The organism is Ignavibacteria bacterium, from assembly GCA_025612375.1.
Classification (GTDB): Bacteria; Bacteroidota; Ignavibacteria; order Ignavibacteriales; family SURF-24; genus JAAXKN01.
Genome location: JAAXKN010000006.1, coordinates 122,036 through 146,876 on the forward strand (window position 1 = coordinate 122,036; position 24,841 = coordinate 146,876).

The window sequence follows — 24,841 nt, forward strand, 5'->3', positions numbered from 1 at the left end:
AATGTTATTTCTGTATTAAGTTTTCAGCCAAATCTTCCTGTAATATACTCCTCCGTTTTCCTCAGTGAAGGCTTGGTAAACATTGTTCTGGTCTTGCCGTATTCAATAAGCTCGCCCATGTAGAAAAACGCCGTATAATCGCTTACTCTTGAAGCCTGCTGCATATTGTGTGTAACTATGACAATAGTGTACTTATGTTTCAGTTCAACCAGCAGCTCTTCAATCTTTGCCGTTGATATGGGGTCGAGCGCGCTTGCGGGCTCATCTAAAAGAATTATCTCCGGATCAACGGCCAGGGCCCTTGCAATGCAGAGCCTCTGCTGCTGCCCGCCGGAAAGCCGAAGGGCATTTTCATTAAGCCTGTCTTTAACCTCGTCCCAAATGGCAGCCTGCCTTAATGTCCTTTCTACAATTTCATTTAATGTTTTCTTATCCTTTATCCCGTTTAATTTCGGTCCGAAGACCAGGTTGTCATAAACCGATCTCGGGAAAAGATTAGGCTTCTGAAAAACCATCCCCACCTTCTTTCTCAGTTCAACTATATCTATATTACCCTCATAGATGTTTACGCCGTCAATAACCACTTCCCCTTTTATTCTCACCCCTCCAATCAGGTCGTTCATCCTGTTTAGAGTTCTTAGGAATGTCGACTTTCCGCATCCGGAAGGGCCTATAAATGCCGTAATTTGGTTGGTAAAAATATCAAGCGAAATATCTTTTAACGCCTGCTTCTGCCCGTAAAAAAGATTAAGACTTCGGGTTTTGACCTGTACTTTTTCTTCTTTCATAAAGATTTCTATGTTCCTGCTTTTTTCATGAATATTAATGTTCCTATAAAATTAAGATAATTTTACATCACCTTGTGTTAAGTTATTGTTAAATAGGAAATGACAAAATTGCGTTTTCCCCCTGTAAACAAAGGGTTATATGAGTGTCCTTCCATTTAACAGTTTCTTAACACTAACTTAATACTCCTTTAACACATCTTTTTTAAGATTCTTATATGTTAAAAAAGTCAATATTTATTGGCAATTAAACGAACACAACAAAAACAATCACATTGGAAAACCATGAAAAAAATAATTCTGTTTTCGGCACTAGTTCTGGTTCTCGCGAATTCCTTAGCAGCACAGGAGAAACCCTCTCCCAAACTAAGCGGACTTATGTTCGGCGATTACTTTTATAACATCGACCAGAGGGATTCTTCAAAGAAGAACCTGAACGGTTTTCAGTTCAGAAGAATATATGTAACTGCAGATTATACTGTTTCGGAATCGTTCGACACAAGATTCCGCCTTGAGGCAGATCAGTCAGCCTCATCGCTTACCTCAGGCGGGAAGATCGGCGTTATGGTTAAGGACGCTTACCTTAAATGGAAAAATATTTTCCCGGGCAGCGACTTCTATTTCGGCATCTCTCCTACACCTGAAATTGAAACAGCAGAATCGTTCTGGGGCTACAGATCACTTGAAAAAACAATTACCGACTTAAACGGCATCGTCTCTTCACGCGATTTGGGTGTGGACCTCCGGGGTAAGTTTGATGAGGCCGGGGCAGTTAAATACTGGGTTAAAGTAGGAAACAATTCCGGCAATGCACCTGAAGTAAATAAATATAAACGCTTCTATGGTATGCTCCAGTTTATCCCATTGAGCTTTTTCCAGTTCACCCTCTACGGCGACTATGCCTCATATGCACCTAAGGCTGATGCTCTGGACAAGAAATCAAAGAGCAATAACTCATTTGTTGGTGCACTCAACCTGAACTTCTTCAGGAAAGACCTCTTTTCGGCTGGCATTGAAACATTCTATAAAACCCAGGAGAACAACTTTGCCATGGATAAGTTAAGCCCTCTTAAGACACAAAACGGCTACGGAGTTTCGGCATACGCATGGTACAGAATTCTTGACAGGGTCCGGCTGGTTGGCAGATACGACAAGTACAACCCTAATACTGACATGGATAAGAACGACAGGACGGACCTCATTCTTGGTGCCGTTGACTTCCAGGTTGACAAAAACGTAAGCATTATGCCTAACCTGGAGTCCGTAAAGTACTCGGGCATTAAGGCAGGGGATCTTATTGGAAGAGTAACATTTTCTTATCAGTTCTAAATATTCCCAAAAACATTAAAGGAAAAACAATGAAATCAAAGTTTTTAATAATTCTCGGTATACTTCTGGTCTCATCTGTAATGAACGCACAGATGAAGCTTAACGGCGCAGGGGCTACTTTCCCATACGTTATTTATTCAAAATGGTTCGATGTCTACCATCAGAAAACAGGCATTCAGTTTAACTACCAGTCGATTGGAAGCGGCGGAGGCATTAAGCAGGTAATTGAAGGCACAGTGGATTTCGGCGCCTCGGATGCCCCGATGTCGGACGAACAGCTGAAGGAAGCCCGTTCAAAGCAGGGCAGCGAAATTCTCCACATACCAACTGTAATGGGCGCTGTGGTTGTAACTTACAACCTGCCTCAGACTGGCAAGGGTCTGAAACTCTCTCCTGAAGTGCTTGCAGACATTTTCCTTGGAAAAATCAAAAAGTGGAACGATTCCAGGATCACCTCTATTAACAAGGGCATGAAGCTGCCCGACAAGGCAATATTTGTTGCCCACCGCTCCGACGGCAGCGGGACTTCAAACATTTTTACCGGATACCTTTCAAAGGTCAGCGGCGAGTGGAAAAGCAAGGTTGGACAGGGTACTTCTGTTAACTGGCCCGCCGGACTCGGCGGCAAAGGCAACGAAGGCGTTGCCGGACTTGTAAAGCAGACACAAGGCGCAATTGGCTACGTTGAACTGGCCTACGCCGTGCAGAACGGACTGCCCTATGCGGCACTTAAGAATAAAGCCGGGAATTTTGTAGAACCAAATTTTGCCAATGTTTCTGAGGCCGCTGCAGGTTTTATCAAGAAAATGCCCGCGGACCTGAGAGTTGAAATAACAAATGCCGACGGGAAAAACTCCTATCCGATTTCAGGATTCACATGGCTTTTAATCTATAAAAATATGAAAGATAAAAACAAAGCAAAGGCCATTGCAGACTTCCTTAAATGGGCTGTTACAGAAGGGCAGAAATTTGCTCCTGGACTTTACTACGCTCCACTTCCAAAGGAAGTTGTAAAACTGGATGAAAAGAAAATTTCAAGCATCGCGGTGAAATAACTATGAACGTGAAAAACAGGGGCCGGGAGGAAATAAGCCTTGAGCTGAAAGCAACCGGTCCCTTCAGGGGTAAATCTGACCTTGAGTCCATGCCTGGATTCAGGGGCGGTATTATTTTCAGGAAGAACCGCGGCGACTTTATCTTTGAAAACCTAACCAGGTTCTTTGCCTTTTTGATTTTTGTACTCGTATTCCTAATGGGCTACCATATGATCGTACAGTCCCTGCCCTCAATAAATAAGTTCGGCTGGAGTTTTATTACCTCAGAAACCTGGGACCCGGTTAAGGAAAACTTTGGCGCACTGCCCTTTATATTCGGTACACTTTTTTCATCACTTCTTGCCCTTATCATCTCTATTTTCTTAAGTATAGGCACTGCAGTATTCCTTTCCGAACTTGCCCCGGCGTGGCTTGAAAAAACGGTATCCGTACTCATTGAGCTCCTGGCGGCAATACCAAGCATTGTATATGGACTCTTCGGCATCTTTGTCCTTGCCCCATGGCTCAGAGATTCGGTTGAACCGTGGCTTGGAGACCGCCTTGGTTTTCTCCCTCTTTTTAACGGGGCACCTTACGGATTCGGGATGCTTTCGGCAGTCCTTATTCTGACAATAATGATTCTGCCTATAATAACCTCAATTTCGAGGGACATTATGCGCTCAATCCCCATGGCGCAAAGAGAAGCAGCCTTTGCTCTTGGAGCCACCAAATGGGAAGTCGTGCTCGTCGTCTTATCAGCCGCGAAGTCGGGCATTCTTGGCGCTGCCCTTCTTGGCCTTGGACGCGCTCTGGGCGAGACTATGGCAGTTACAATGGTAATCGGAAACACTCCTCAGATTTCCCTTTCCCTTTTCGATCCGGCTTATACGATGGCCAGCGTGCTGGCAAATGAGTTCAGTGAGGCAACCTCCCAGCTTTATACAAGCGCGCTTATAGAAATTGCGCTTTTACTTTTTGTTATGACTTTTATCTTAAATGCCACTGCAAGGCTTGTAGTATGGAGTGTAACAAGAAAATACTCAAAGGTGTAAACATGACAGGAAAACTTAATTCAAAGTTAAGGAAAATAAAAAGCCGGGTAATGACACTTATTTGCATACTCAGTGCGGTCGTGGTTATGGTTCCCCTTTTTATAATCCTTTTTTATACTTTAAAACAGGGCTTTAGCTCCATCAGCTGGTCCTTTTTCACCCAAATGCCTAAGCCTGCAGGTGAAGCCGGCGGAGGAATGGCAAATGCCCTTATGGGATCATTCATTTTAATCGGCCTGGGCAGCCTGATAGGAATTCCCGTGGGCATTTTTTCAGGCATATATCTTTCCGGTGAGAATTCATCACTTTTTTCAAAAAGCATCAGGTTTTTAACCGAGGTCTTAAATGGAATTCCGTCCATTGTAATCGGTGTTGTAGCCTATATAATAATTGTAATACCGATGAAAAAGTTTTCTGCCCTGGCCGGAGGCTTTGCGCTGGGTATTCTTATGATTCCGCTTATTACAAGAACGACAGAGGAGATGCTGAGGCTTGTGCCGGAAACTTACCGCGAAGCCGCCCTGGCCCTTGGTGCCCCGCGCTGGAAAGCAACGCTCTTTGTCGTTCTGCCTGCGGCATTTAAGGGAATTTTTACCGGCATTCTTCTTTCCATAGCAAGGGCTGCGGGTGAAACAGCCCCCTTACTCTTTACGGCGCTTGGTAACCGTTTCTGGTCAACAAGGCTCGATGAGCCGATTGCATCTCTTACAGTATTCATATACGACTACTCAAAGGCCCCCTTCGAGGACTGGAACCGCCAGGCCTGGGCAGCGGCCTTGGTCCTGATACTTATTGTAACCCTCGTCAACCTATCTTTCAGAGCCATCACCAGAAAAAGGATTTGACAGCTAAAAAGAGAAATATCTTTATTCAAATTTTTATCATTCTGTTAAAAACAAAAAAGCCGTGATCTGTATGACCACGGCTTTTTTATGTATCAACTTTTTTTAAGATCAACTATCTTGAGTAGAACTGCCTTCTGTTATCTACTATCTTGGCATCTTTCTTTAACTGGTTGATCCACTGGCTGAAGAAATAAGATTTCTTCTGCTGAAGGATGTTGTCTCTTACAGAGTTCCTCTGCATTGCATACTGTGACTGCTGGAAAGGAGTTCTGTTTGTAACCTGGATCAGGTAAACGCCTCTCTGACCCCTTACAGGCTCTGTAATCTTGTTAACATCTGCATTGAGCGCTTTCTGCATGAAAGCAAAATCGCGTCCGATATTCGGAACAGACTGTGCAGGTGTAAAGGTACCTGTTGTGTCAAACCTGGCCTGTCCGCCGAAGTTCATTGCAGCCTGCTGCAGTGAAGAACCCGAGGCCTGTTTCCTGATCTGTTCAGCAATCTTGGTTGCCTTCTGAAGCTTCTTCTCGCGGATAACCATCGGCTTAAGTGAAGCTTTTACTTCTTCATATTTCCTTACACCAGGCTTAACCACCTCAGAAACCTGTGCCACGACGTATCCGCTCTGAGCTTTGTAAACATCGCTTAAGTCACCCTTGTCGCTGTCAAAAGCCCAGTCAACCATTGCCTTGTTGGCGCCGACGCCGGGAACATAACTTGCATCCTGGTTGAATAATGGGGTTTCCATTATCCTGTAGTTCATAGTCTTTGCTTCCTGATCGAAGTTCGACTTCTTTGCAAGATAAACAAAATCGTTGGCTGCCTGGTATGCATTGTCTGCAGTTGAAGCTGAAGCCTTGATCTTGTTGACTATTCTTTCAACAACATACTTGCCTGAAGTCTTTCCGGTAACCTTTACAATGTGATATCCGAAATTGCTCTTGAAAGGCTTCTGTACAACGCCAACGGGACCGTTAAAGCTTGCGTCTTCAAATTCCTTTACCATCTGTCCTTTTCCGAACCATCCCAGGTCACCGCCCTTTCTTGCGCTTGCAACGTCGTCAGACTTTTCTTTTGCCATCTTTGAAAAATCGGCACCTGCCTGAAGCTGGCTGTAAACGTTCATTGCTTCCTGCTGAGCCTTGGCTTCATCACCCTTGAAAGGAATGAGAATGTGTGAGGCTCTTACAAATGTTTCACTTGAAGGAGCTTTTCCAAGAAGCTTATAAACCACGTAGCCTTCAAATGAGGCATAAGGGCCTAAGAGGCTTCCGGGAGCAGCATTTGCAAATGCTTCAACAGCTTCCGGAGGAAGCATGTTTGGACTTAAAGTATCCTTTGTTGCGGGGGCTTCTGAATAGATCTGAACATAACTCTTGAAGTCTGCTGTATCGTTCTTTGCTTTATTTATAAGAGCAATAAGATTGTTCTTTATAGAAGCGGAATCTTCTCTTGAAGCAGCCTTTGAGAACACTACATATCTCAGCTTCCGCTGTGCATCAACCTTGAAGCGGTCCTGGTTGTCATTGTAGAACTTCTTCAGGTCGTCCTCGTTTACTGAAACTGAATTATCGGGTATTGTATTCAGGTCAACCAGCACGTAGTTGGCATTGATTTTTGTAGCCTGATCAATATACCTGCGTTTGATTTCCCCTTCGCTGACCGTCAGGCTGGCAAAGAGATAATTCTGAAGTTTTTCCTGCAGCCTCATCTGTCTTATATTGTCTTCAAGACCAAGGAGAACTTCTTTCTTCTGTGCACGAAGCGTCTGCTCGTAGAGCTGCCTGTTGAATCTGCCAGTAGAATCCGTAAACTGTCTTCTCAGAGCTTCGGGAGGGTTGGGCCCGAGCAAAATGTCCTGTACTTCCTGGTCAGAAACTTTAATACCCAGCTTGTCGTACTGTTCTTTTACCAGTTCCTGAGTAACCATAGCGTCCCAGACCTGGTCATTGAAGGCATCCATCTGATCTTCGTCAATGTCCTTGCCTGTCTGTTCTTTTTGCCTTTGTCTGGCCTGATCTAAAAATGCAGAAAACTGCTGATAAGAAATATCCTGACCGTTGACTGACCCCACGTTATTCTTTCGCTGACCGAAGATTTCGATCACTCTGGAATCTGAAAGGACCATAAAAAGGACAAATATTCCACCAATCGTAATAATAAATGCCGGAGCAAGACTCCTCATTTTGGCCATCATAGCCATATTTTACACTGCCTCCCGTAAAAAATTTGGATTTTTACACTAAGAAATGCAAATTTACCCACACTTACTATCAAAAGCAATTACTTTTATTTTGGGATTTGTGTATTTTTCTTTCCACATTTCCCTTAAGAATGGCACTAAATGAAAAATAACCCAAAAAAATTTAACATTGTCAAGGCCGCACAGAAAAGATTTGCCCGACACGGCCTTGCAAAGACCACAATTGAGGAAATTGCACGCGATCTCAGGATCGGCAAAGCCTCAATTTATCACTATTATGCCTCAAAAGAAGACATATATTATGACGTCATCGGCTTCGAAATTGACAGATTTATTGCGGAAATCAGGGAAACGCTCTCTAACCCGGAAATCCCGGAGGCTGAGAAGAAACTTTACGGCTATCTGGACCTGAAGTCAAAGACGCCGGAAAAATATTCTTTAATATATGAGCTCGTAAAACTGGCATTCAGGGATTTTCCGCTGGAAAGGGACCTGGAAAACCTCCAGAACCTGATGAAAAATGAAGAATCCGCCCTTATGGAGTTCCTGAAGAATAATATGGATAAAAAGAAGCTTACACCTTCACTTCCCGGAATGATAATTAAGCAGACCTGGGCTTTTGTGCTCGCCGAGGCGTTTAATAAAACCTTTTTTGGCGAAACTGAAGCAGGCTCCATTCTTCCCATAATGAATATGGAGGAAGCCGCCCCGTTCTGGGAAGCCTACTTCAGGCAGCTGCTGCTTTAATAGATCGCTTCCCTGATCTTTGCGCTTATATAATCCATTACCCAGACTACAAAGGCGATCATGATAACAATGAGGCCCACCTCATTCCATCTTGCAAGCCCCTGATACTGCATGAGCATTGTGCCTATTCCGCCGCCTCCAACCAGGCCGATAATCGTTGCCATCCTGACGTTAATGTCCCATCTGTATATTGTAAAGGAAAGAAAAGGAAGAGTTATCTGCGGCACAACGGCATACCAGACCACCTGTATCTTGTTTGCCCCTGTTGCAACTATTGCCTCAACCGGGCCCTGCTCAATTCCTTCAATAGCTTCGGAATAAAGTTTTGCATTTGATGCTATGGAATGAACCAGGAGCGCTATCATACCGGCATAAGGACCAATACCCACCCAGACAGAAAAAATAATTGCCCAGATTAGAGGCTCAATTGAACGAATGAAGTTAAAAATTATCCTCAGCACGTAGTAAATGGCAAATGTGATTTTATTATCCCTCATCAGGTTGCGCGCCGTTAAAAAACTTAAAACAAACGTAGGCGGAATTGACAGAAGCGTTGCAATTAAAGCCAGGTAAATTGTTTCTATAATGGCCGAAAGTGCGTCGTCAAAAATGGCCATATTCGGGTGAAACATGGCCCCGAAAATCCTCTCTGCACCACGGATCCCCTCAGCGCTGAAAATGTCTATAATAGAGATCTTTGTGACCACCCAGCCTGCAATAAAGGTCAGGTCGAAAAGAAGCCATGCAAATATTTCAACCGACCACTTTGTAACTTTATTATCCTTATGAAGCTTGAAAAGCCTCATTGAAAGTGATGTCCCTGTAAATGCCCACACGGTTCCAATTACTATGCTTAGAGCAAGAACAGAGGCAATCTGATACCACGAAAAAGGGGTTTCACGCAGGCTCAGTATAAATTTATAATAGATAACCCTTTGAAGTAAAAGCAGTGTGTAGAAGACAAGAAAAATATCGAGTAAAACGGCTTTTACGAAATTAATTCTGGCCTGCTTTTCCTTATCTCTGGAAATGATTTCCTGCGGTTTCAGATTTTCAGCTTCGGTTATTTTCATTCTGGTTTCTTTGGTGTTATTCACTGGCACGTGTTTTTTACCCTATTTCCACTTCTTCGGCATCTTCGCCGTAGATTGTCCTGAACCATTCCTGGTTTATGCTCTTCGGATCCCCCTCATAAACAATATTTCCTTCTCTTAGAGCAATAACGCGTGAGGCATAGCGCCTTACAAGGCTTAAAAAGTGGAGATTGCAGATTACAGTTGTACCCAGCTCCCTGTTTACTTTCTCAAAATACTGCATAACTGAATTTGATGTTGCCGGATCCAGCGACGCCACAGGCTCATCTGCCAGAAGAAGCTTCGGGTTCTGCATAAGGCTGCGCGCAATTGCAACCCTCTGCTGCTGCCCACCGCTTAATGTATCGGCCCTTAAAGCGGCTTTGTCTTCAATACCTACAATCCTCAGGCACTTATAGGCATCCTCGCAGATTCCGGGAGAGAACTTCTCCAGAACTGAATCCCACGTGCTTATGGAGGCCAGGCGCCCTGTTATAACGTTCGTAAGAACAGACCTTCTTCTTACAAGATTAAAATGCTGGAATACCATTCCAATCTGCTGGTGCACACTTCTGAGCTCCGTGCCTTTTACGTGTGTTATGTCTTTACCCATAAATTCAATTGTACCCTGCGTAGGCTCAAGCAGGCGGTTGATGCACCTGAGGAGCGTGGATTTCCCTGAACCGCTCAGGCCAATAACCACCAGGAATTCCCCCTCCTTAACCTCAAAATTAACTCCTTTTAAGGCATGGGTTCCGTCTTTATATATCTTATGCAGATCCTTAATTTTCAGCAGCATTTAATTAATAAACCTTTCGCAATTCAGCATTAAGCATTCAACATTAAACATTTATTTTATTACCCCGCTTAAGGAGATGTTCTGTTCCTTCAGCATCTGTCTGAGTCCGTCATAATCGCGGTCACTGGTCTTAATAAGTCCCACGATATCTGCAATTTCAAACATAGCCTTCTGCCCTTTGGGAGTAGACACAAATTTCAGGAATGCATTTACAATTTTTCTTTTCATCTCCTCCGGCATATCCTTCCTGAATACATAAGGATCATTAGGGATCGATTCTGTAAAACCTATAATCTTAACCTTCTTTACAACGTCCGGAAACTGCGGCAGTACCCTCATCCTTGCATCCATTACAAGGCCTGTTTTGGGATTTGGGTCGGAATAATAGACTGCACCGGCATCCACCTGCTTCTGATAAATCATTGTTACAACGTTGTCATGCTTCATGGCAAAAACTTCTTCCGATGGCTTTATTCCTCTTCTTTTAAGTATGGCCTTGGGAAGAATGTAGCCGGAGGTTGACGAAGGATCCACATAGGCAATCTTTCTGCCCTGGAGGTCACTCAGGCTGTCGATTCCGGAGCCCGCGCGTGCAAGGAAGCATCCCTTGTAGGTCGTCTCTCCCCCTTCCCTTACAATCCTGAGCCTTGCCTCGGCTCCGTACTTCTCATGAGCCATAAGGTAGGAGAAAGTATTTATTCCGGCAATATCGCATTTATTTGTCCCGAAGGCCTCCACAACAGCAATATAGCTCTGTGGAACTGCGGTTTCAAAATAATAGCCGGTTTCCTTTTCAAGGAAGTCCACCAGCTCCTTTGCATTTGCAGTTATCCTGTCGGCGTCCAGCGCAGGTGTAAAGTAGAGCTTTACAGGGTTGCTTTTTGTTCCAAGATCCCTTTTATGGAGGTCGTGAAACGTGGAAATCCCTATAAAAATAAGGATCGGGGAAATATAAAGTAAATATTTTAATAATTTCATATAAAACTGAGTTTGCCGCCTTAAAATAACAAATAAAAGGCTTCTTTTACCCCTGCATGGCCTGTTTTAATCATAATTTTACCTCTTTTCCCCCATAATTGTTGCAACAAGATGCCTTCTGCCTCCATGGTTACGGTGCTCACAAAGGTAAATGCCCTGCCACGTCCCCAGGTTAAGCCTCCCCTGCGTTACAGGTAAAGTGATGCTGCTTCCAAGAATGGAGCTTTTTATGTGTGCCGGCATGTCATCGCTCCCTTCAGTCGTATGCTCAAAATAGGGGGCGTTCTCCGGCACTACCCGGTTAAAATACTCTTCCATATCACGCCTTACGTCGGGATCCGCATTTTCATTTACAGAAAGGGAAGCCGAAGTATGCTGAATAAAAAGGTGGAAAATGCCCGCTGAAAAATTCCTTAGTTCCGGGATCTGGCTTAAGACCTCATCAGTTATAAGACTGAAGCCCCGGGCCTTTGCAGAAAGAACAATTTCCTTTTGAAAACAATTCATTTTAAGCCTTTTTAGTTTAAGTTGAAAGTTTCTTATTCAGTATTTTTTCAACTTTCTGAATCTTGCTCTCAAGGCGGCTTTCTTCCCCTGCACGGTAATCCACCTTCAGGTTTACGCTTATTCTCCTTGAATCCTGCTGCATCAGCTTAAAGCAGCCCGTTACAACCGATATTACATCGTCCCACTCCCCTTCTAGTATTGTGCCCATAGGTGTAAGCTTATACTTTACGCCGCTTTCATCTATATAGTTCAGTATTTTGGCCACATAGCTGCTCAGGCTTTCACCCTTGTCCGTCGGACTCATGCTGAATTCCAGTAAAACCATCTTAGCTCCCTTAAAAAAATTTCACAAACAATAAAAAATAAAATATTACGGGTAATTTTCCGAAAAAAATATTATCTATTATATAATAAGCCTTGGAAAGCCGGGAATGGGGGGACAAAAAACAATATGGCAAAAGTGAAAATTTCCTGAATCCGTTTATAATTTGCTGCATCTAACTGATATAAAAAATAAGGAAGAAGGGAAACTATGTTAGAACATTTAACCAAAGAAACTTTTCTCAATAAAGTTTTTGATTACGAAAAAAGCAGGGAATGGACGTATGCCGGTGAACTCCCCTGTCTGATCGATTTTTATGCCGACTGGTGCGGGCCGTGCAAGATGGTCGCCCCTATACTCGAGGAGCTTGCAAAGGAGTATGAAGGGAAAATTAACATCTACAAGATAGACACTGAAGCCGAGCAGGAGCTTTCAGCAGTCTTTGGAATAAGAAGCATTCCTTCGCTGCTTTTCTGCCCCAAAGGCGACAAGCCTCAGATGGCGCAGGGTGCGCTTCCAAAAGACGTCTTAAAAGACGCCATTGAGAAGGTTCTCCTCACCTCAACAGTTGAAAAGTAATAAAGTCAATCTTTGACAAAGCAGGCGGTATATCATTCCGGACCTTCCGGAACCTTATACCCCCTGCTTTTTTATTATACTCAGTATCTTTTTCCGAATCTGGCTTTCCGTTGAACGTTGAACGTCGCACGTCGAACGTTATTTATTTCAATTACTTACCATTATTTACTTTTATTCTGTCCCCTTTTTTTTATATTTTAGCATACTTTTATCCAATTAACATTTTTAGCTGTATTTATCCAGGATTATAAATGAAATATTTAGTCGGAATGGATGGCGGTGGCACAAAAACCGCCTGTGTTGTTACAGATTTAGAAGGCAACAAACTTTATGAATGCACCGGCGGCCCGTCGAACTTTCTTATTATTGGTGCCGATACGGTTGCTCAGACACTTTTTAATCTCATTTCAGAGAGTAAAGAAAAATTAAAGGCCGAATATTCGGATTTTATATCCATTGTACTCGGCACAACAGGCGCCGGAAGACGCCCTGACGCCGAAAAAATGGAACAGGCTTTCTGCCAGTACGCTAAGGAAAAAGGGGTCACATTTAACTCATTTTATGTTGACAGCGATGCCCGCATAGCTCTTGAAGGCGCTTTTTCAGGTAAACCGGGAAGCATTCTTATTGCCGGAACAGGATCAATCATGTTTGGTAAGGATGCAAAAGGAACGATCCACCGTGTCGGAGGATTCGGCAGGTTTATCGGCGACCAGGGAAGCGGATACGTCATTGGCCGCCGCGGCCTTACTCTGGTGGGAAAGGATTTTGACGGACGGGGCGAAAAAACACTCCTTACCTCCTTAATTGCTGAAAATTTCGGCATATCAACCCCCGAAATCCTTATCAGCGAAGTTTATAAGAATAACTTTGACATCGCCAGGGTGGCTCCCTTTGTAATTAAGGCTGCTGAAATGGGTGACGAGGCCTGCCAGAACATTGTTGAAGAGGAAAGCTACGAACTCGTGCTCCATATCCACGCAATGCTGAAGAAAATGCAGCAGGAAGAGCTCGATCTGAGCCTTATCGGCGGAATTGCAAGCTCGGATAACTTCCTCTCAAAACGCTTCCGCAGCCAGGTTGAAAAGAAATTCCCAAAGGTGAATATAAAAAATCCCGACTTCCCCCCTGCAATGGGTGCGGTAATTATGGCAAAAGAAAAGGCCGGAATTTAAGGCTTAAAAACAAGGCTAAAAGCACACGGGATTTAAGAGGAATTTTTTGTTCCGATTGAAAATTTTAACACAGGAGATTTTAATGTCAAAAGAAAAAACAGATTTAGCAGTTGAAAATGAGGCCCCTGCGGCTTCATCTTCTGCCAAAAATGGAAAGTCCGGGTTCAGAAACCCATGGGCATGGGTCCCATCCCTCTATTATGCCGAGGGTATTCCTTATGCAATAGTTATGCTGGTTTCAGTAATTATGTATAAGGATATGGGCATTTCCAATACAGATATAACATTCTATACAGCCTGGCTGAACCTGCCATGGGTAATTAAGCCGCTTTGGAGCCCGTTCCTTGATATGTTCAGGAAAAAACGCTCCTGGATTATTTCCATGCAGTTCTTAATAGGAGTCGGCCTTGCGGGTGTTGCACTTACAATACCCGCCTCTGCATTCTTCCAGTATACAATAATGTTCTTCTTCCTCCTTGCATTCAGCTCTGCTACGCATGACATTGCAGCCGATGGATTCTATATGCTGGGACTCGATAAACATAACCAGGCTCTTTATGCAGGAATAAGAAGCACATTCTACAGAATAGCAATGATTACTGCCCAGGGCATACTGGTTGTTATTGCCGGCACACTGTCCAAAACAATGGGAGTTGCAGGCGCCTGGACAATAGTATTTTACATTGTTACGGCTCTTTTCGGCCTTTTTGCTGTTTATCATTTCTTCATGCTCCCGCGCCCTGCAAGCGACAAGCCTGCCGTAGTTGACGGTTCAGGAAGCGTAATGAAGAACTTCGTTAAGACATTTGCACTTTTCTTCCAGAAAAATAAAATTGTACTTATTCTTGCTTTCCTTCTTACATACAGACTGGGAGAAGCCTTGCTTTTAAGCCTTGTTGCTCCATTCTTAAAAGACCCCCGCGCTTTGGGCGGACTTGGCCTTACAACAGAACAGATCGGTATTGTCTCGGGTACGGTAGGCGTTGCCGGACTTCTTTGCGGAGGGATTATTGGCGGCATCTTTTCAGCACGCGTGGGACTTGGCAAAGCGCTCTGGTGGATGTTTGCCGCAATAAACCTTCCTGCCTGGGTGTATGTTATGCTTTCGTTTACACAGCCTGAAAGTATTTATGCAATATGCGTGGCTGTCGGTTTTGAACAGTTCTGCTACGGCTTCGGTTTTACAGCCTACATGCTTTTCATGATGTATGTTTGCCAGGGCGAGCTTAAAACGTCGCATTACTCCATTGCAACCGGCTTTATGGCACTTAGCATGATGATACCAAGAATGTTTGCAGGCAAGATAGAAGATATGTTGGGTTACCAGACATTCTTTATCATTGCAGCTCTGGCTGTTGTTCCGGCATTCTTAATTACCAGGATGCTCCCTTATGATCCGGATTTCGGAAAGAAAACAGCTGAGGATGCTAAATAATGGATTTCTAAACAGACAGAATTAAAGCAGTCAGACACGCCTTCAAGGGGAATACTCAGTTCTGATTTAATTTTTTTCTTCTTACTGATACGATTTTTTGGGGACCTCTTATGTTTCTCATCCAAAGTGGGAACATAAGAGGCTTTTTTTTAGTTGTTAATGTAAATAGCTTATTTTATTGTGAGTACGTTCGATAATGTGCCTAAGGAGAGTATAAATTGAAGAAAATAACTTTACTTTTGCTGATTTCAGGCCTGACTTTTTCTTTTTCCGTTAAAACAACTTCTTCTGAAAAATCCGCTAAACATATTGCACATAAAACCGAACCTGAAATGTTAAAAAAAACTCCGGAAGCCCTGAGCCCCTATTCCGCATTCGACCTTAAGAGCGCCGATGTCCGCTGGGTTGAAAATAATCTGAACCATATGACGCTTTATGAAAAATGCGCACAGATGGTTATGCCCTGGGTTGAAGCTGAGTTTATGAACGAGGATGACCCGAAATATAAAAGACTAGTCCACCTGGTGCGCGACCTTAAAGTAGGAGGCATCATTTTCTTCGAGGGAGACATAATTAACCAGGTTCTCCTTACAAATAAGCTTCAGAAGCTCTCTGAGGTGCCTCTGCTGGTTTCAGCCGACTATGAAAGAGGCGTCGGCATGAGGCTTAAAGACGCAGTTGAATTCCCTTACAATATGGCTATTGGCGCTGCCGACGATACCACGCTTACTTATATGATGGGTAAGATCGTTGGGCAGGAAACCCGCTCAATAGGCGTTCAGCAGAACTACGCTCCTATGGTTGACATAAATAACCACGCAAAAAATCCCATCATTAACATCAGATCTTATTCAGAGGATAAGGATATAATTGACCGCCATATGCTGGCTTTTATGAGGGGAATGGATGAGGAAAACGTACTTACAACAGCCAAGCATTTCCCGGGACATGGAGCAACAGACCTGGACTCACATAAGGACCTTCCACTTCTTAGCCAGAGCAAAAGCTCATTTGAAAAAAATGACCTCGTGCCTTTTGAAAAGGCAATTACAGCAGGCGTCAAATCCGTTATGGTAGGCCACCTTGAGGTTCCGGCATATGAACCCAAACGGGGGCTTCCGGCAACGCTTTCAAAAAATATTATTACCAATCTCCTTAAAAACCAGCTCGGCTTTCAGGGGCTGGTTATAACAGATGCCATGAATATGCACGGCGTTACAAAGCATTTTAAGACCGGCCCGGCAACTTTGAAGGCTGTCCAGGCAGGAAACGACATCATACTCTTTCCCCCCGACGAGGCAGCCGCAATTTCAGCTATTTATAACGCCGTTGAAACAGGAAAGATTTCAGAAAGCCGTATTGACTACAGCGTGCGTAAAATCCTGGCGGCAAAAAAATGGCTGCACCTGGATAATAACAGGTTTGTTAACATCGATAGCGTCACAAACTTACTGAATAAAAGGTCACACATACGCCTTGCGCAGGACATTGCCGATAAATCCATAACAATGGTTAAAAATGAGGGGAACCTGATTCCCGTGGATCCCTCAAAATACTCCAGCGTGGCATGCATTACGCTAAGCGACGTAAGCGCCCCGGCCCCGTACTATTTTGAGAACCTCGTAAAAGAAAAGTTTAATAACGTTAAACGGGTTTCACTCGGAAAGAAAAGTACCGGACGCGAATTTAACGAAGCCATGGAAGCCGTCAGGACTTCAGACCTGGTGCTGGTGCCGATATTTGTCAAGGTAAGGGCATTTACCGGTTCCGTCGATATGCCCGAAGAAGAAGTTAAACTTGTAAAGGCCCTGTCAGAGATAAATAAACCCGTCATTTTCATGAGCATGGGGAACCCCTACATTCTTTCAAACTTCCCCCAGGCCCCAAATTATCTCTGCAGCTATGGCGAGCCTAAGGTCTCTCAGCTTGCAATGCTGAAGGCTCTGACGGGTGATATAGATATTACGGGAAGACTGCCGATTTCAATTCCTAATACACCATACAAGGTGGGTGACGGCCTCAGCTATGAAAGGCCCCTGCTTAAAGACATTTCCGCTGAGGCCGATACGGCATTTGACTTTTCAGGCGTTGATTCTGTAGTGAAGGAAGGGCTTGCTGACAGTGTATTCCCGGGCGCCGTAGTCTATGTCGGCTACAAAGGAAAAGTAATCTATAAAAAACCTTTCGGGAATTATACCTATGGCCCCGGTGCGCAGCCGATGACAACCAGTGCCATGTTCGACCTGGCTTCGGTCTCTAAGGTTATTGGCACCACAACAGCAGCCATGATTTTGTATGACGAGGGCAGGCTTTCTCTGGATAAAAAAGTAGCCGACTACCTCCCTGAGTTCGCAAACCACGGCAAGGAGGATATTACCGTCAGAAATCTCCTGCTTCATAACGCAGGTTTTCCGGCAGACAAGCCTTTTTATAAAATGTATAAAACCCACGACGAGGTTGCCCGTGACATTATGAATACCGCCCTGGAATACCCCACAGGCACAAAATTCCTCTACAGCGACCTCAGCATGATCACGCTTCAGCTGGTTATTGAGAAAATCTCAGGCATGCCTTTAGACCAGTTCCTGAAGAAAAGAGTCTTTGAGCCTTTGGGTATGACACACACTATGTATAACCCTCCCAAGAACCTCAGGAGCCTGTGCGTACCTACTGAGGTGGATAATTACTGGAGGATGGATACGGTAAGAGGAACCGTGCACGATGAAAATGCGGCCGCTATGGGCGGCGTTGCAGGCCACGCAGGGCTCTTTTCAACTGCAGGCGACATTTCCATATTCCTGCAGATGATGCTTAACCAGGGACGCTACGACCACAAGCAGCTAATAAAGCCTTCCACGGTGGAACTCTTTACTTCAAAAATTTCTGGCCAGAGCTCACGCGGGCTCGGCTGGGATACAAAAGCTCCCACGGGTTCTTCAGCCGGAAGCCTCCTGAGCCCCGAGTCTTTCGGACACACAGGTTTTACAGGCACATCCGTCTGGGCCGACAAGAAAAGAGACCTTTTTGTTGTGCTTCTTACAAACAGGGTTTTCCCTACAAGAAAAAACAACAAGATCATTAAATTCCGCCCCAAACTTCACGATGCCGTAGTAAAAGCAATTTCCTATTAATAATTCCCCATTATTAAATGTGGCGGCTATGGAGACAAAATCCATAGCCGCCTTTTTTTATGTCCATTACTGCGGGCTGGCTTAAAAATCGAACTTTCCCCCTTCCAGGAGAGTCTAAACATGTAAATGGCGGTTTAATTTCCTCTATGGTTCAATTAAACCAAAAAATTATTAACTTGGTCTTTATTTTATATTTGTTTCAACAACGTGGAGTCTTGCTTGAATTCTGAACAGGTTATTGAAGTAAAAGGACTTACAAAACAGTTCAGGGAAGTGCGCGCCGTTAATAATCTCGACCTGAATGTGTATAAAGGCGACGTCTTCGGCTTCCTGGGCCCAAACGGAGCAGGCAAAAGCACTACAATCCGAATGCTCATGTCGCTAATAAAACCCACTTCCGGGTCAATTAAAATTTTCGGATTGCCCCTTGAACATCACCGCAGGGAAATCCTAAGGAAAGTTGGCGCAATTGTAGAGAAACCCGACTTTTACCTATATCTTACGGCATACAAAAATCTTGAGCTCCTGGGCAGGATCTCCGGGACCGATACATCTAAAAAAAGAATTATGGAAATGCTGGAACTAGTGGGCCTTGAGAAAAGATTTAACAGCCGCGTTAAAACATTTTCTCATGGAATGAAGCAGCGCCTGGGGCTTGCGCAGGCACTTTTGCACGACCCGGATCTTATCGTTCTGGATGAGCCGACTACAGGACTGGACCCTCAGGGCATGAAGGAAATACGCGACCTTATACTTTACCTCAGCCGTGAAAAAGGGAAAACTGTGTTTCTTTCATCACATATCCTCTCAGAAGTAGAAATCATCGCAACAAGAATGATCATTATAAATAAGGGAACGGCAAAGGTTGAAGGAACGGTTGATGAGCTCCTTAATTCGGGCGTGCTGAAGGTTACTGTTCAGGTTAATGAACCGGCAGGCGCCTTAAGCCTCCTTCAGAGCTCGCGCTGGGCCGGGTACCTTGAAAGCCACGCAAACAGCGATCTCTTCTTTAACCTGCGCAAGGAGGAAATCCCAGAGCTGAATAAATTCCTTGTTGAAGGCAATGTGGCCGTAAACGCTTTAATTCCGATGAGGTCTCTTGAAGACTATTTCCTGGCAATAACGGAGGGGAAAGAATAATGCTTACACTTATCTCGATAGAATTATATAAGATTTTTAAGAAGTGGAGAGCCTATATCGGTTTTATTGCCATTACACTCCTGGCTTCTTTAATTAACGTTGCAATTTATTTAACCGCCGATAACAACCCCAGCTTTGCTCTTAGAAGCCTGGGCGACCAGTTCGTATTTGCCGGCAACCTGTTAAACGGATACGCCATTGCAAACCTCACGCTTCAGGCGCTCTACATACATATCCCCTTCCTCATTGTTCTTGTGGGGGGAGATCTGCTGGCCGGAGAGGCAACAGGCGGAACATACCGAATGCTTGTAACAAGGCCTGTCTCGCGCTTTGAGATCGTTACCTCAAAATTTATTGCGGCTGTTATCTATACCGGACTCCTAATTGTATGGCTGGCGGTAATGACACTTGGACTTGGACTGCTTATTTTCGGCACCGGGCCTCTTGTTGCATTTAAGACAAAAGTGGTAATCTTTGCTGCAAACGACGTCCTCTGGCGTTTTATGGCAGCTTACGCCTTTGCGACTCTGAGCATGACAGTTGTTATTACACTGGCGTTCCTTTTTTCTTCACTCGTTGAAAATGCCATCGGTCCTATTGTTACAACCATGGCCGTTATAATCATTTTCCTGATTATTTCCGTAATCGACATTGATTTATTTGATGCCGTAAAGCCTTATCTCTTTACGAATTATCTTACAGGATGGTCTTACTTTTTTGACGACCCTGTAGACTATCACGCCTTAATGAAAGATGCTGGCGTACTGGCATTACATATAGCCCTGTTCTACGGCGCGGCATTATACATTTTTTCAAAGAAAGACATTTTAAGCTAGGGACAATACATGAAAAAGATAATCCTTCTTTTAGTTATATTTTCGGCAGCTCTTTATGCACAGAAACAGGATCCGAATAAGCTGCTGGAAAGGGTAAAACAAAAATTCACATCGACAGTTAACGACTATGAGGTAAAGGCTCACATTAAAGTTGACGTAAGTTTCCTTAAGGTCCCTGAGATGGATGCTAAAATTTATTTCAAGAAGCCCGACAAGATGAAAATGGATACAGACGGCTTTGCAATGCTGCCAAAGCAGGCATTTAATTTTTCTCCCGCGAATATGATCAAAGGCGACTACAGCGCAATCTACGTTAAGCAGGATAAAATAGGAGGCACGCCGGTAGATGTTATTAAGGTAATACCTAATGATCCAAACAGCGAAATTGTCCTCTCAACGCTCTGGATCGATCCCATGAAGGACGTTATAAGAAAGGTTGAATCGACTCCAAGAAGAGGGGGCTCATTTGAGATAACGTTTAATTATAATGGTAACATGAACTACCCCCTGCCATCTTCAATCCTGTTCAGTTTTGACGTACCCAATCCCCCAAGAGGTTCAGGCGGCCCCGGAAGCCAGCAGAAAGCAAAAGCAAACGGGCCCGTGCGCGGAAACGTGAGCGTCACATATTCAGATTACAAGGTAAATAAGGGTATTCCGGACAGTAAATTTTTAGAAAAAAAGAAAAAATAAATTTTCTTTATGACTTGCCCCGGACCTTGGTCCGGGGTGCTGATATTTATTTGCTCCTCTGCCTCAAGACCTCAAAAAGAAGCACACCTGTGGCAACAGAAACGTTCAGTGACTGTATCTTCCCTTTCATCGGTATCTTGATTAAGAAGTCGCAGCTTTCAGCCGTAAGACGCCTCAGGCCCTTTTCCTCGTTCCCAACTACAAGCGCAAGGGGAAGCTTGTAATCGGTCTCTGAATAATCCTTTGCGCCTTCAAGGTAGGAGCCCATTACCCAGAAGCCCTCTTCCTTTAATGTCTTTAACGCCTGGCTGAGGTTGCTTACCTTGCATATCCTCGCGTGCTCTGTTGCGCCGGCCGAGGTTTTGACCACGGTTTCTGTTACTGTGGCACTATTGTGCTTTGTAACTATTATTCCGTCAACACCTGCACATTCGGCAGAACGTATGATTGCTCCAAGGTTGTGCGGGTCCTGTATGGAATCAAGCACCAGCAGGAAAGGCAGCGGGGATTTTTTTGCCTCACGTATCAGTTCATCAAGCTCAAAATATTTCTGTGAGCTTTTAATTGCAATTACCCCCTGCGTATGCGGGTCCTGCGAAATGGCGCTGAACTTCGCCTGCGGAAGTTCCACAATCTTAATCCCCTTCTGGCGCGCCATTTTCTGTATTTCGTATATGGCAGGACTCTTCTGCCCGAAGAGTACATATATCTGCTCAATTACCTCTCCTGAAGAAAGGGCTTCAAGGACAGGTTTTCTTCCAATAATTAAATTCATTTCTTGTGCCGGGACTTGGGTAAAAATATTATTTAACGCTCGTTTTTTTTGCTAGCTTCGGTTCAGCTTCCTTCTGAGGCGGAGCCCATTTCTTCAAAGCGGGATGATTCCGGAAGAATATAAGTCCCGTCACGCCGCCAATTATAAGCGCAGCTGCAATGAGCTGTGCTTCGGTAAGGCCAAAAAGGTACTTCGGGTTAAGCCTGATAAATTCCACACTGAGGCGTGCCGTTCCGGTAAAGATCAGGTAGAACATAAAAAGTTTGCCGTCGGGCCAGTTCGACTTTTTCCTAAGCTTCCAGAGTATGCCGAAGATGATCATAGCTATGAAAAATTCGTACACGGGTGCCGGATGAAGAGGAGTGTTATCCGGTACAACGCCGCCCGGGTAATGCTTTGCTATTTCCGATCCCCTGAATGCATACGAAGGAGGCACGGTGCCATTTTCATAGTTTGTACCCCATGGCAGGTTTGTAGGAATCCCGTAGTCGCCATCGCCGGCCAGGTGGCAGCCGATTCTGCCTATGCCATATGCAAGTGCAAGTGAAGGCGCAGTGGCGTCAGCTATTACAAGAAATGGAATCTTTTTACGCCTGATTGTAAAAAATATCGCGGCCAGTGCCAGGAGGAATCCGCCGTAGAATGTGAGGCCTCCGGGAGAGAAGAACTCGCCCAGGGGGTTTGCTGCAAATGCATCCCAGTTTTCAAAAACATAGAAAAGCTTGCTTCCGATCAGGCCGAAAATAATTGCATAAAGCGTAATTTCGGTAGCAATGTTCGGATCCATCTTTCTTCTTTCAAGTTCCTTTGTAAGAACATAGCTGGCAATAATAAAAGCGATACCCAGCATTAAACCATAACTATAAACTGTAAAGGGACCTATCTGGAAAAGTCTTGGCATCATAAAAAAAAGTCACTCCTGCGGGAAAGAAAATTCACTTTCATCCACCTCAAAATCACAGAAGAGCCTGTTATTCTTCTTTGGAGGCATGAATTTCTCCACCAGTTTAATCTCTTTCTTGTAAATATTAAAATTGAAAACCGCACTGTTAATGGCGCCGTCCTGCTTAATTACATGCACGGTATATTCGCCTATGAGGTCCTCAAAAAGGCAGTCAGCCTTTGCGCGCGCGATATTCGGCAGATAACTCATATTTGTCTGAAGGCCGAGAATTGTAATTTCAATTTCCCTTTCCTTCCTGTCAATATGGGAATCCACACTAATTTCATATGCAAAGCTTGTAAACTCTGCAATTGTTTCGAGCCTTACCAGGTAGAACAGCTTTCTTAAGGTCTCGTCGTACTTAAAAGCCGGTTTGCAAACGTACTCAATTTTATCTTCTTTTTTCTGCGGAATTGCTGCCTTTGCAGCTTCCGGTCTTTTCTTTCTTGTCTTAGGAATCTTCGGAATATCTTCAGGTTTTTTAAGAGGCATTCTTTACCCCGCAAATTTATTGGCAATATACTCCATATTATCCAATGAAACATTTTCCTGTGTACCGTCAAGCATATTCTTCAGGACGAGTTCGCCCTTATTATATTCCTCGCCGCCAAGTATAATAACATAGCGGGCGTTCATTTTGTTTGCTTCCCTCATCTGCGCTTTAACGCTGCGCTCAAGATAGTCGAATTCGGCCGGGATGCCCTTGCGCCTGAAATAAAGGCCCAGGTCAAATACTTTCGGCAGGAAGCCGTTTTCGAGCCTGACAATATATAAATCTATACTTTCTGCGGGAATATTCAAACTGTTTTCATTTTCGCATGCAAGAAGTATTCTTTCAATTCCGGCGGCAAAACCCACTCCCGGCGTCGGCTTTCCCCCGAGCTGTTCAACAAGCAGGTCATACCTTCCGCCCCCGCAAAGAGCGCTCTGCGAGCCTACGGAGCCGGAGACAATTTCAAAGGTGGTCTTTGTATAGTAATCCAGCCCCCTGACAAGCTTCGGGTCCACTTCAAAAGGCACCCCGGCCTCTGATAAAAGATTTTTTACGCTTTCAAAGTGCTGCAGGCTTTCCTCATCCAGGTAATCAATCAGAAGCGGAGCCTGTTCCATGATCTTCTGGTCGCCTTCTTCCTTGCTGTCGAAGATGCGGAGTATATTTGTCTCAAACCTTTTGCGGCTGTCCTCAGAAAGGCCCTGGACCTTATCCTGGAGGTACTCCCTGAGTTTCATTTTGTAGTTCTCTCTCGACTCCGGAACGCCGAGTGAATTTATCTTCACTAAAATATTCTTAAGCCCGAAAGACTTTAGGATGTCAAAAGCCATTATTATCATCTCGGCATCAAGTGCCGCTGAGGTGCTTCCGATGGCTTCGGCCCCGAACTGGTGGAACTGCCTCAGGCGCCCTGCCTGCGGACGCTCCTGGCGGAACATGGGTGCAATATAATAAAGTTTGTTAAGATTCTGTTTTGCCGCAAGGGAGTGCTCAACAAAGGCTCTTACAACAGAAGCCGTCATCTCGGGCCTCAGTGTCAGGCTTGTACCCCCCTTGTCCAGGAAGGTATACATTTCCTTACTTACAATGTCTGTGGCTTCTCCGATCCCCCTTGAAAAAAGGGCCGTTTCCTCGAATACAGGAGTCCTAACCTCCTTGTAGTTGAAGCCCTGCATCGTCTTATTGATAATGCCTTCTGCAAATTTCCACTTTGAAATGTCTGAGGGGAGGATATCTTTAGTACCGGTAATTGCTTTAATCATATGTGAGTTGTCATTCCTTCATATTAAATGTCAAATTCTCAAAGTAAGATTGTAAGAACTATCTTTCATTGAGAATTTAACAACGTGAACGTTCATATTGTTCTGAAAACTTTTTCCCAGAGAGGGCCTTAGGAAATTTCGAAATACTTGGTTTCCTCTTCCTGGAAAATTGAATAAATCTCATCCGCACTTTTGGCGTTCATAAGGCTTTCCCTGAACTCATCCTTATTCATCATCCTGGAAATACGGCTAAGAAGTTTAATATGAGGTCCTACGAGGTTATCTTTTCCAACCAGAAGGAAAACAAGATGCACAGGCTGTTCGTCGAGCGCGGCAAAATCTATCGGCTTCTTGCTTCTGCCGAAAGCAGCTATGATTTCAGTAATTGAATCTGTCTTAGCGTGAGGAATTGCAAAGCCTTTGCCGACACCGGTTGACATTATTTTCTCTCTTTCGAGGACTGCGGAGCGGACCTTTTCTATATTGCTGACGCGGGGGTCATCCTTGAAAAGATCTATCAGTTCATTAATAATATCTTCCTTTGAGCCGCCTTTTAATTCTGCAACAATTTTATCTGGTTTAATTATGTCACAAATCTTCATCTTTCTTCAGAAAAACCTAAGTTATTAATAAAATATACACCTAATTTACTAATTAAGTAACTGTTTATCAATTTTCCCTGAGCATTTTTCATATATGCTAAAA

Annotated in this window: 24 protein-coding genes; 12 read left to right on the forward strand and 12 right to left on the reverse strand. The window is 44.2% G+C overall.

Translation table 11 applies throughout. From position 1 onward, the window contains the following. Positions 1 to 23 precede the first annotated feature (23 nt). Positions 24 to 788, reverse strand: a complete 765-nt coding sequence (locus HF312_06390; protein MCU7519830.1) for a phosphate ABC transporter ATP-binding protein — start codon at positions 786 to 788, stop codon at positions 24 to 26. Between the two features lie 282 nt (positions 789 to 1,070). Between HF312_06390 and HF312_06395 the strand changes: the two genes are divergently transcribed. From HF312_06395 to pstA, 4 genes are all read left to right on the forward strand, one after another. Further along, positions 1,071 to 2,114, forward strand: a complete 1,044-nt coding sequence (locus HF312_06395) for a hypothetical protein (protein ID MCU7519831.1) — start codon at positions 1,071 to 1,073, stop codon at positions 2,112 to 2,114. 29 nt (positions 2,115 to 2,143) lie between these two features. Further along, positions 2,144 to 3,169 carry a phosphate ABC transporter substrate-binding protein PstS gene (gene pstS, locus HF312_06400; protein MCU7519832.1) on the forward strand — a complete coding sequence of 342 codons (1,026 nt, stop codon included), beginning with the start codon at positions 2,144 to 2,146 and terminating at the stop codon, positions 3,167 to 3,169. Positions 3,170 to 3,258: 89 nt separating this feature from the next. Then, positions 3,259 to 4,200 carry a phosphate ABC transporter permease subunit PstC gene (gene pstC / locus HF312_06405; protein MCU7519833.1) on the forward strand — a complete coding sequence of 314 codons (942 nt, stop codon included), beginning with the start codon at positions 3,259 to 3,261 and terminating at the stop codon, positions 4,198 to 4,200. Positions 4,201 to 4,202: 2 nt separating this feature from the next. Beyond that, entirely contained in the window at positions 4,203 to 5,045 is an 843-nt protein-coding gene (gene pstA / locus HF312_06410; GenBank protein MCU7519834.1) for a phosphate ABC transporter permease PstA, read from the forward strand. A 112-nt stretch (positions 5,046 to 5,157) separates the two neighbouring features. Here pstA and HF312_06415 read toward each other — a convergent pair whose 3' ends face one another. Further along, a complete protein-coding gene (locus tag HF312_06415; GenBank protein MCU7519835.1) occupies positions 5,158 to 7,248 on the reverse strand; it encodes a hypothetical protein in 2,091 nt (696 codons plus the stop codon). Positions 7,249 to 7,389: 141 nt separating this feature from the next. Between HF312_06415 and HF312_06420 the strand changes: the two genes are divergently transcribed. Then, positions 7,390 to 7,995 carry a TetR/AcrR family transcriptional regulator gene (locus tag HF312_06420; protein MCU7519836.1) on the forward strand — a complete coding sequence of 202 codons (606 nt, stop codon included), beginning with the start codon at positions 7,390 to 7,392 and terminating at the stop codon, positions 7,993 to 7,995. Here HF312_06420 and phnE read toward each other — a convergent pair. The 5 genes from phnE to HF312_06445 form a co-directional block, all read right to left on the reverse strand. Then, positions 7,992 to 9,068, reverse strand: coding sequence for a phosphonate ABC transporter, permease protein PhnE (gene phnE / locus HF312_06425; GenBank protein MCU7519837.1), 1,077 nt, complete (start codon positions 9,066 to 9,068; stop codon positions 7,992 to 7,994). The two genes, HF312_06420 and phnE, sit on opposite strands and share 4 nt — an antisense overlap. Positions 9,069 to 9,105: 37 nt before the next feature. Continuing rightward, entirely contained in the window at positions 9,106 to 9,867 is a 762-nt protein-coding gene (gene phnC / locus HF312_06430) for a phosphonate ABC transporter ATP-binding protein (GenBank protein MCU7519838.1), read from the reverse strand. A gap of 51 nt (positions 9,868 to 9,918) precedes the next feature. After that, complete coding sequence (locus HF312_06435; GenBank protein ID MCU7519839.1) at positions 9,919 to 10,845, reverse strand: phosphate/phosphite/phosphonate ABC transporter substrate-binding protein; 927 nt, start codon at positions 10,843 to 10,845, stop codon at positions 9,919 to 9,921. Positions 10,846 to 10,923: 78 nt separating this feature from the next. Next, on the reverse strand, positions 10,924 to 11,352 hold the full coding sequence (locus HF312_06440) for a YjbQ family protein (protein MCU7519840.1): 429 nt from the start codon (positions 11,350 to 11,352) through the stop codon (positions 10,924 to 10,926). Positions 11,353 to 11,368: 16 nt separating this feature from the next. After that, positions 11,369 to 11,677 carry an MTH1187 family thiamine-binding protein gene (locus HF312_06445; GenBank protein ID MCU7519841.1) on the reverse strand — a complete coding sequence of 103 codons (309 nt, stop codon included), beginning with the start codon at positions 11,675 to 11,677 and terminating at the stop codon, positions 11,369 to 11,371. Positions 11,678 to 11,884: 207 nt separating this feature from the next. Here HF312_06445 and trxA point away from each other — a divergent pair, with 207 nt between their 5' ends. The 7 genes from trxA to HF312_06480 all read left to right on the forward strand — a co-directional run bounded on the left by trxA (position 11,885) and on the right by HF312_06480 (position 20,663). Further along, on the forward strand, positions 11,885 to 12,253 hold the full coding sequence (gene trxA, locus HF312_06450; GenBank protein MCU7519842.1) for a thioredoxin: 369 nt from the start codon (positions 11,885 to 11,887) through the stop codon (positions 12,251 to 12,253). A gap of 251 nt (positions 12,254 to 12,504) precedes the next feature. Beyond that, positions 12,505 to 13,428 carry a hypothetical protein gene (locus HF312_06455; GenBank protein ID MCU7519843.1) on the forward strand — a complete coding sequence of 308 codons (924 nt, stop codon included), beginning with the start codon at positions 12,505 to 12,507 and terminating at the stop codon, positions 13,426 to 13,428. 82 nt (positions 13,429 to 13,510) lie between these two features. After that, positions 13,511 to 14,863 carry an AmpG family muropeptide MFS transporter gene (locus HF312_06460; GenBank protein MCU7519844.1) on the forward strand — a complete coding sequence of 451 codons (1,353 nt, stop codon included), beginning with the start codon at positions 13,511 to 13,513 and terminating at the stop codon, positions 14,861 to 14,863. Positions 14,864 to 15,081: 218 nt separating this feature from the next. Beyond that, positions 15,082 to 17,994: a serine hydrolase gene (locus tag HF312_06465; GenBank protein ID MCU7519845.1), complete on the forward strand. Its 2,913-nt coding sequence runs from the start codon at positions 15,082 to 15,084 to the stop codon at positions 17,992 to 17,994. Positions 17,995 to 18,201: 207 nt separating this feature from the next. Then, the gene (locus tag HF312_06470; protein ID MCU7519846.1) at positions 18,202 to 19,134 is read left to right on the forward strand and encodes an ABC transporter ATP-binding protein; all 933 of its coding nucleotides are present in this window, start codon (positions 18,202 to 18,204) and stop codon (positions 19,132 to 19,134) included. Beyond that, complete coding sequence (locus HF312_06475; GenBank protein ID MCU7519847.1) at positions 19,134 to 19,970, forward strand: ABC transporter permease subunit; 837 nt, start codon at positions 19,134 to 19,136, stop codon at positions 19,968 to 19,970. Before HF312_06470 ends, HF312_06475 begins: the two co-directional genes overlap by 1 nt. A 9-nt stretch (positions 19,971 to 19,979) precedes the next feature. Continuing rightward, positions 19,980 to 20,663, forward strand: coding sequence for a hypothetical protein (locus HF312_06480; GenBank protein ID MCU7519848.1), 684 nt, complete (start codon positions 19,980 to 19,982; stop codon positions 20,661 to 20,663). A 46-nt stretch (positions 20,664 to 20,709) separates the two neighbouring features. Here the strand turns inward: HF312_06480 and rlmB are convergent, their stop codons facing one another. From rlmB to HF312_06505, 5 genes are all read right to left on the reverse strand, one after another. Continuing rightward, entirely contained in the window at positions 20,710 to 21,438 is a 729-nt protein-coding gene (gene rlmB / locus HF312_06485) for a 23S rRNA (guanosine(2251)-2'-O)-methyltransferase RlmB (GenBank protein ID MCU7519849.1), read from the reverse strand. 28 nt (positions 21,439 to 21,466) lie between these two features. After that, on the reverse strand, positions 21,467 to 22,342 hold the full coding sequence (locus HF312_06490; GenBank protein ID MCU7519850.1) for a prolipoprotein diacylglyceryl transferase: 876 nt from the start codon (positions 22,340 to 22,342) through the stop codon (positions 21,467 to 21,469). 9 nt (positions 22,343 to 22,351) lie between these two features. Beyond that, complete coding sequence (locus HF312_06495; protein MCU7519851.1) at positions 22,352 to 22,873, reverse strand: hypothetical protein; 522 nt, start codon at positions 22,871 to 22,873, stop codon at positions 22,352 to 22,354. A gap of 3 nt (positions 22,874 to 22,876) precedes the next feature. After that, the gene (locus HF312_06500; protein MCU7519852.1) at positions 22,877 to 24,136 is read right to left on the reverse strand and encodes a histidine--tRNA ligase; all 1,260 of its coding nucleotides are present in this window, start codon (positions 24,134 to 24,136) and stop codon (positions 22,877 to 22,879) included. A gap of 128 nt (positions 24,137 to 24,264) precedes the next feature. Then, positions 24,265 to 24,738: a PTS sugar transporter subunit IIA gene (locus HF312_06505; GenBank protein MCU7519853.1), complete on the reverse strand. Its 474-nt coding sequence runs from the start codon at positions 24,736 to 24,738 to the stop codon at positions 24,265 to 24,267. Between the last annotated feature and the right edge of the window lie 103 nt (positions 24,739 to 24,841).

Bases quoted from the DNA above. Each gene is read 5' to 3' on its own strand.
- HF312_06390 (MCU7519830.1), bottom strand. From the start codon at position 788: ATGAAAGAAGAAAAAGTACAGGTCAAAACCCGAAGTCTTAATCTTTTT.
- HF312_06395 (MCU7519831.1), top strand. From the start codon at position 1,071: ATGAAAAAAATAATTCTGTTTTCGGCACTAGTTCTGGTTCTCGCGAAT.
- pstS (MCU7519832.1), top strand. From the start codon at position 2,144: ATGAAATCAAAGTTTTTAATAATTCTCGGTATACTTCTGGTCTCATCT.
- pstC (MCU7519833.1), top strand. From the start codon at position 3,259: ATGCCTGGATTCAGGGGCGGTATTATTTTCAGGAAGAACCGCGGCGAC.
- pstA (MCU7519834.1), top strand. From the start codon at position 4,203: ATGACAGGAAAACTTAATTCAAAGTTAAGGAAAATAAAAAGCCGGGTA.
- HF312_06415 (MCU7519835.1), bottom strand. From the start codon at position 7,248: ATGGCTATGATGGCCAAAATGAGGAGTCTTGCTCCGGCATTTATTATT.
- HF312_06420 (MCU7519836.1), top strand. From the start codon at position 7,390: ATGAAAAATAACCCAAAAAAATTTAACATTGTCAAGGCCGCACAGAAA.
- phnE (MCU7519837.1), bottom strand. From the start codon at position 9,068: ATGAAAATAACCGAAGCTGAAAATCTGAAACCGCAGGAAATCATTTCC.
- phnC (MCU7519838.1), bottom strand. From the start codon at position 9,867: ATGCTGCTGAAAATTAAGGATCTGCATAAGATATATAAAGACGGAACC.
- HF312_06435 (MCU7519839.1), bottom strand. From the start codon at position 10,845: ATGAAATTATTAAAATATTTACTTTATATTTCCCCGATCCTTATTTTT.
- HF312_06440 (MCU7519840.1), bottom strand. From the start codon at position 11,352: ATGAATTGTTTTCAAAAGGAAATTGTTCTTTCTGCAAAGGCCCGGGGC.
- HF312_06445 (MCU7519841.1), bottom strand. From the start codon at position 11,677: ATGGTTTTACTGGAATTCAGCATGAGTCCGACGGACAAGGGTGAAAGC.
- trxA (MCU7519842.1), top strand. From the start codon at position 11,885: ATGTTAGAACATTTAACCAAAGAAACTTTTCTCAATAAAGTTTTTGAT.
- HF312_06455 (MCU7519843.1), top strand. From the start codon at position 12,505: ATGAAATATTTAGTCGGAATGGATGGCGGTGGCACAAAAACCGCCTGT.
- HF312_06460 (MCU7519844.1), top strand. From the start codon at position 13,511: ATGTCAAAAGAAAAAACAGATTTAGCAGTTGAAAATGAGGCCCCTGCG.
- HF312_06475 (MCU7519847.1), top strand. From the start codon at position 19,134: ATGCTTACACTTATCTCGATAGAATTATATAAGATTTTTAAGAAGTGG.
- HF312_06480 (MCU7519848.1), top strand. From the start codon at position 19,980: ATGAAAAAGATAATCCTTCTTTTAGTTATATTTTCGGCAGCTCTTTAT.
- rlmB (MCU7519849.1), bottom strand. From the start codon at position 21,438: ATGAATTTAATTATTGGAAGAAAACCTGTCCTTGAAGCCCTTTCTTCA.
- HF312_06490 (MCU7519850.1), bottom strand. From the start codon at position 22,342: ATGATGCCAAGACTTTTCCAGATAGGTCCCTTTACAGTTTATAGTTAT.
- HF312_06495 (MCU7519851.1), bottom strand. From the start codon at position 22,873: ATGCCTCTTAAAAAACCTGAAGATATTCCGAAGATTCCTAAGACAAGA.
- HF312_06500 (MCU7519852.1), bottom strand. From the start codon at position 24,136: ATGATTAAAGCAATTACCGGTACTAAAGATATCCTCCCCTCAGACATT.
- HF312_06505 (MCU7519853.1), bottom strand. From the start codon at position 24,738: ATGAAGATTTGTGACATAATTAAACCAGATAAAATTGTTGCAGAATTA.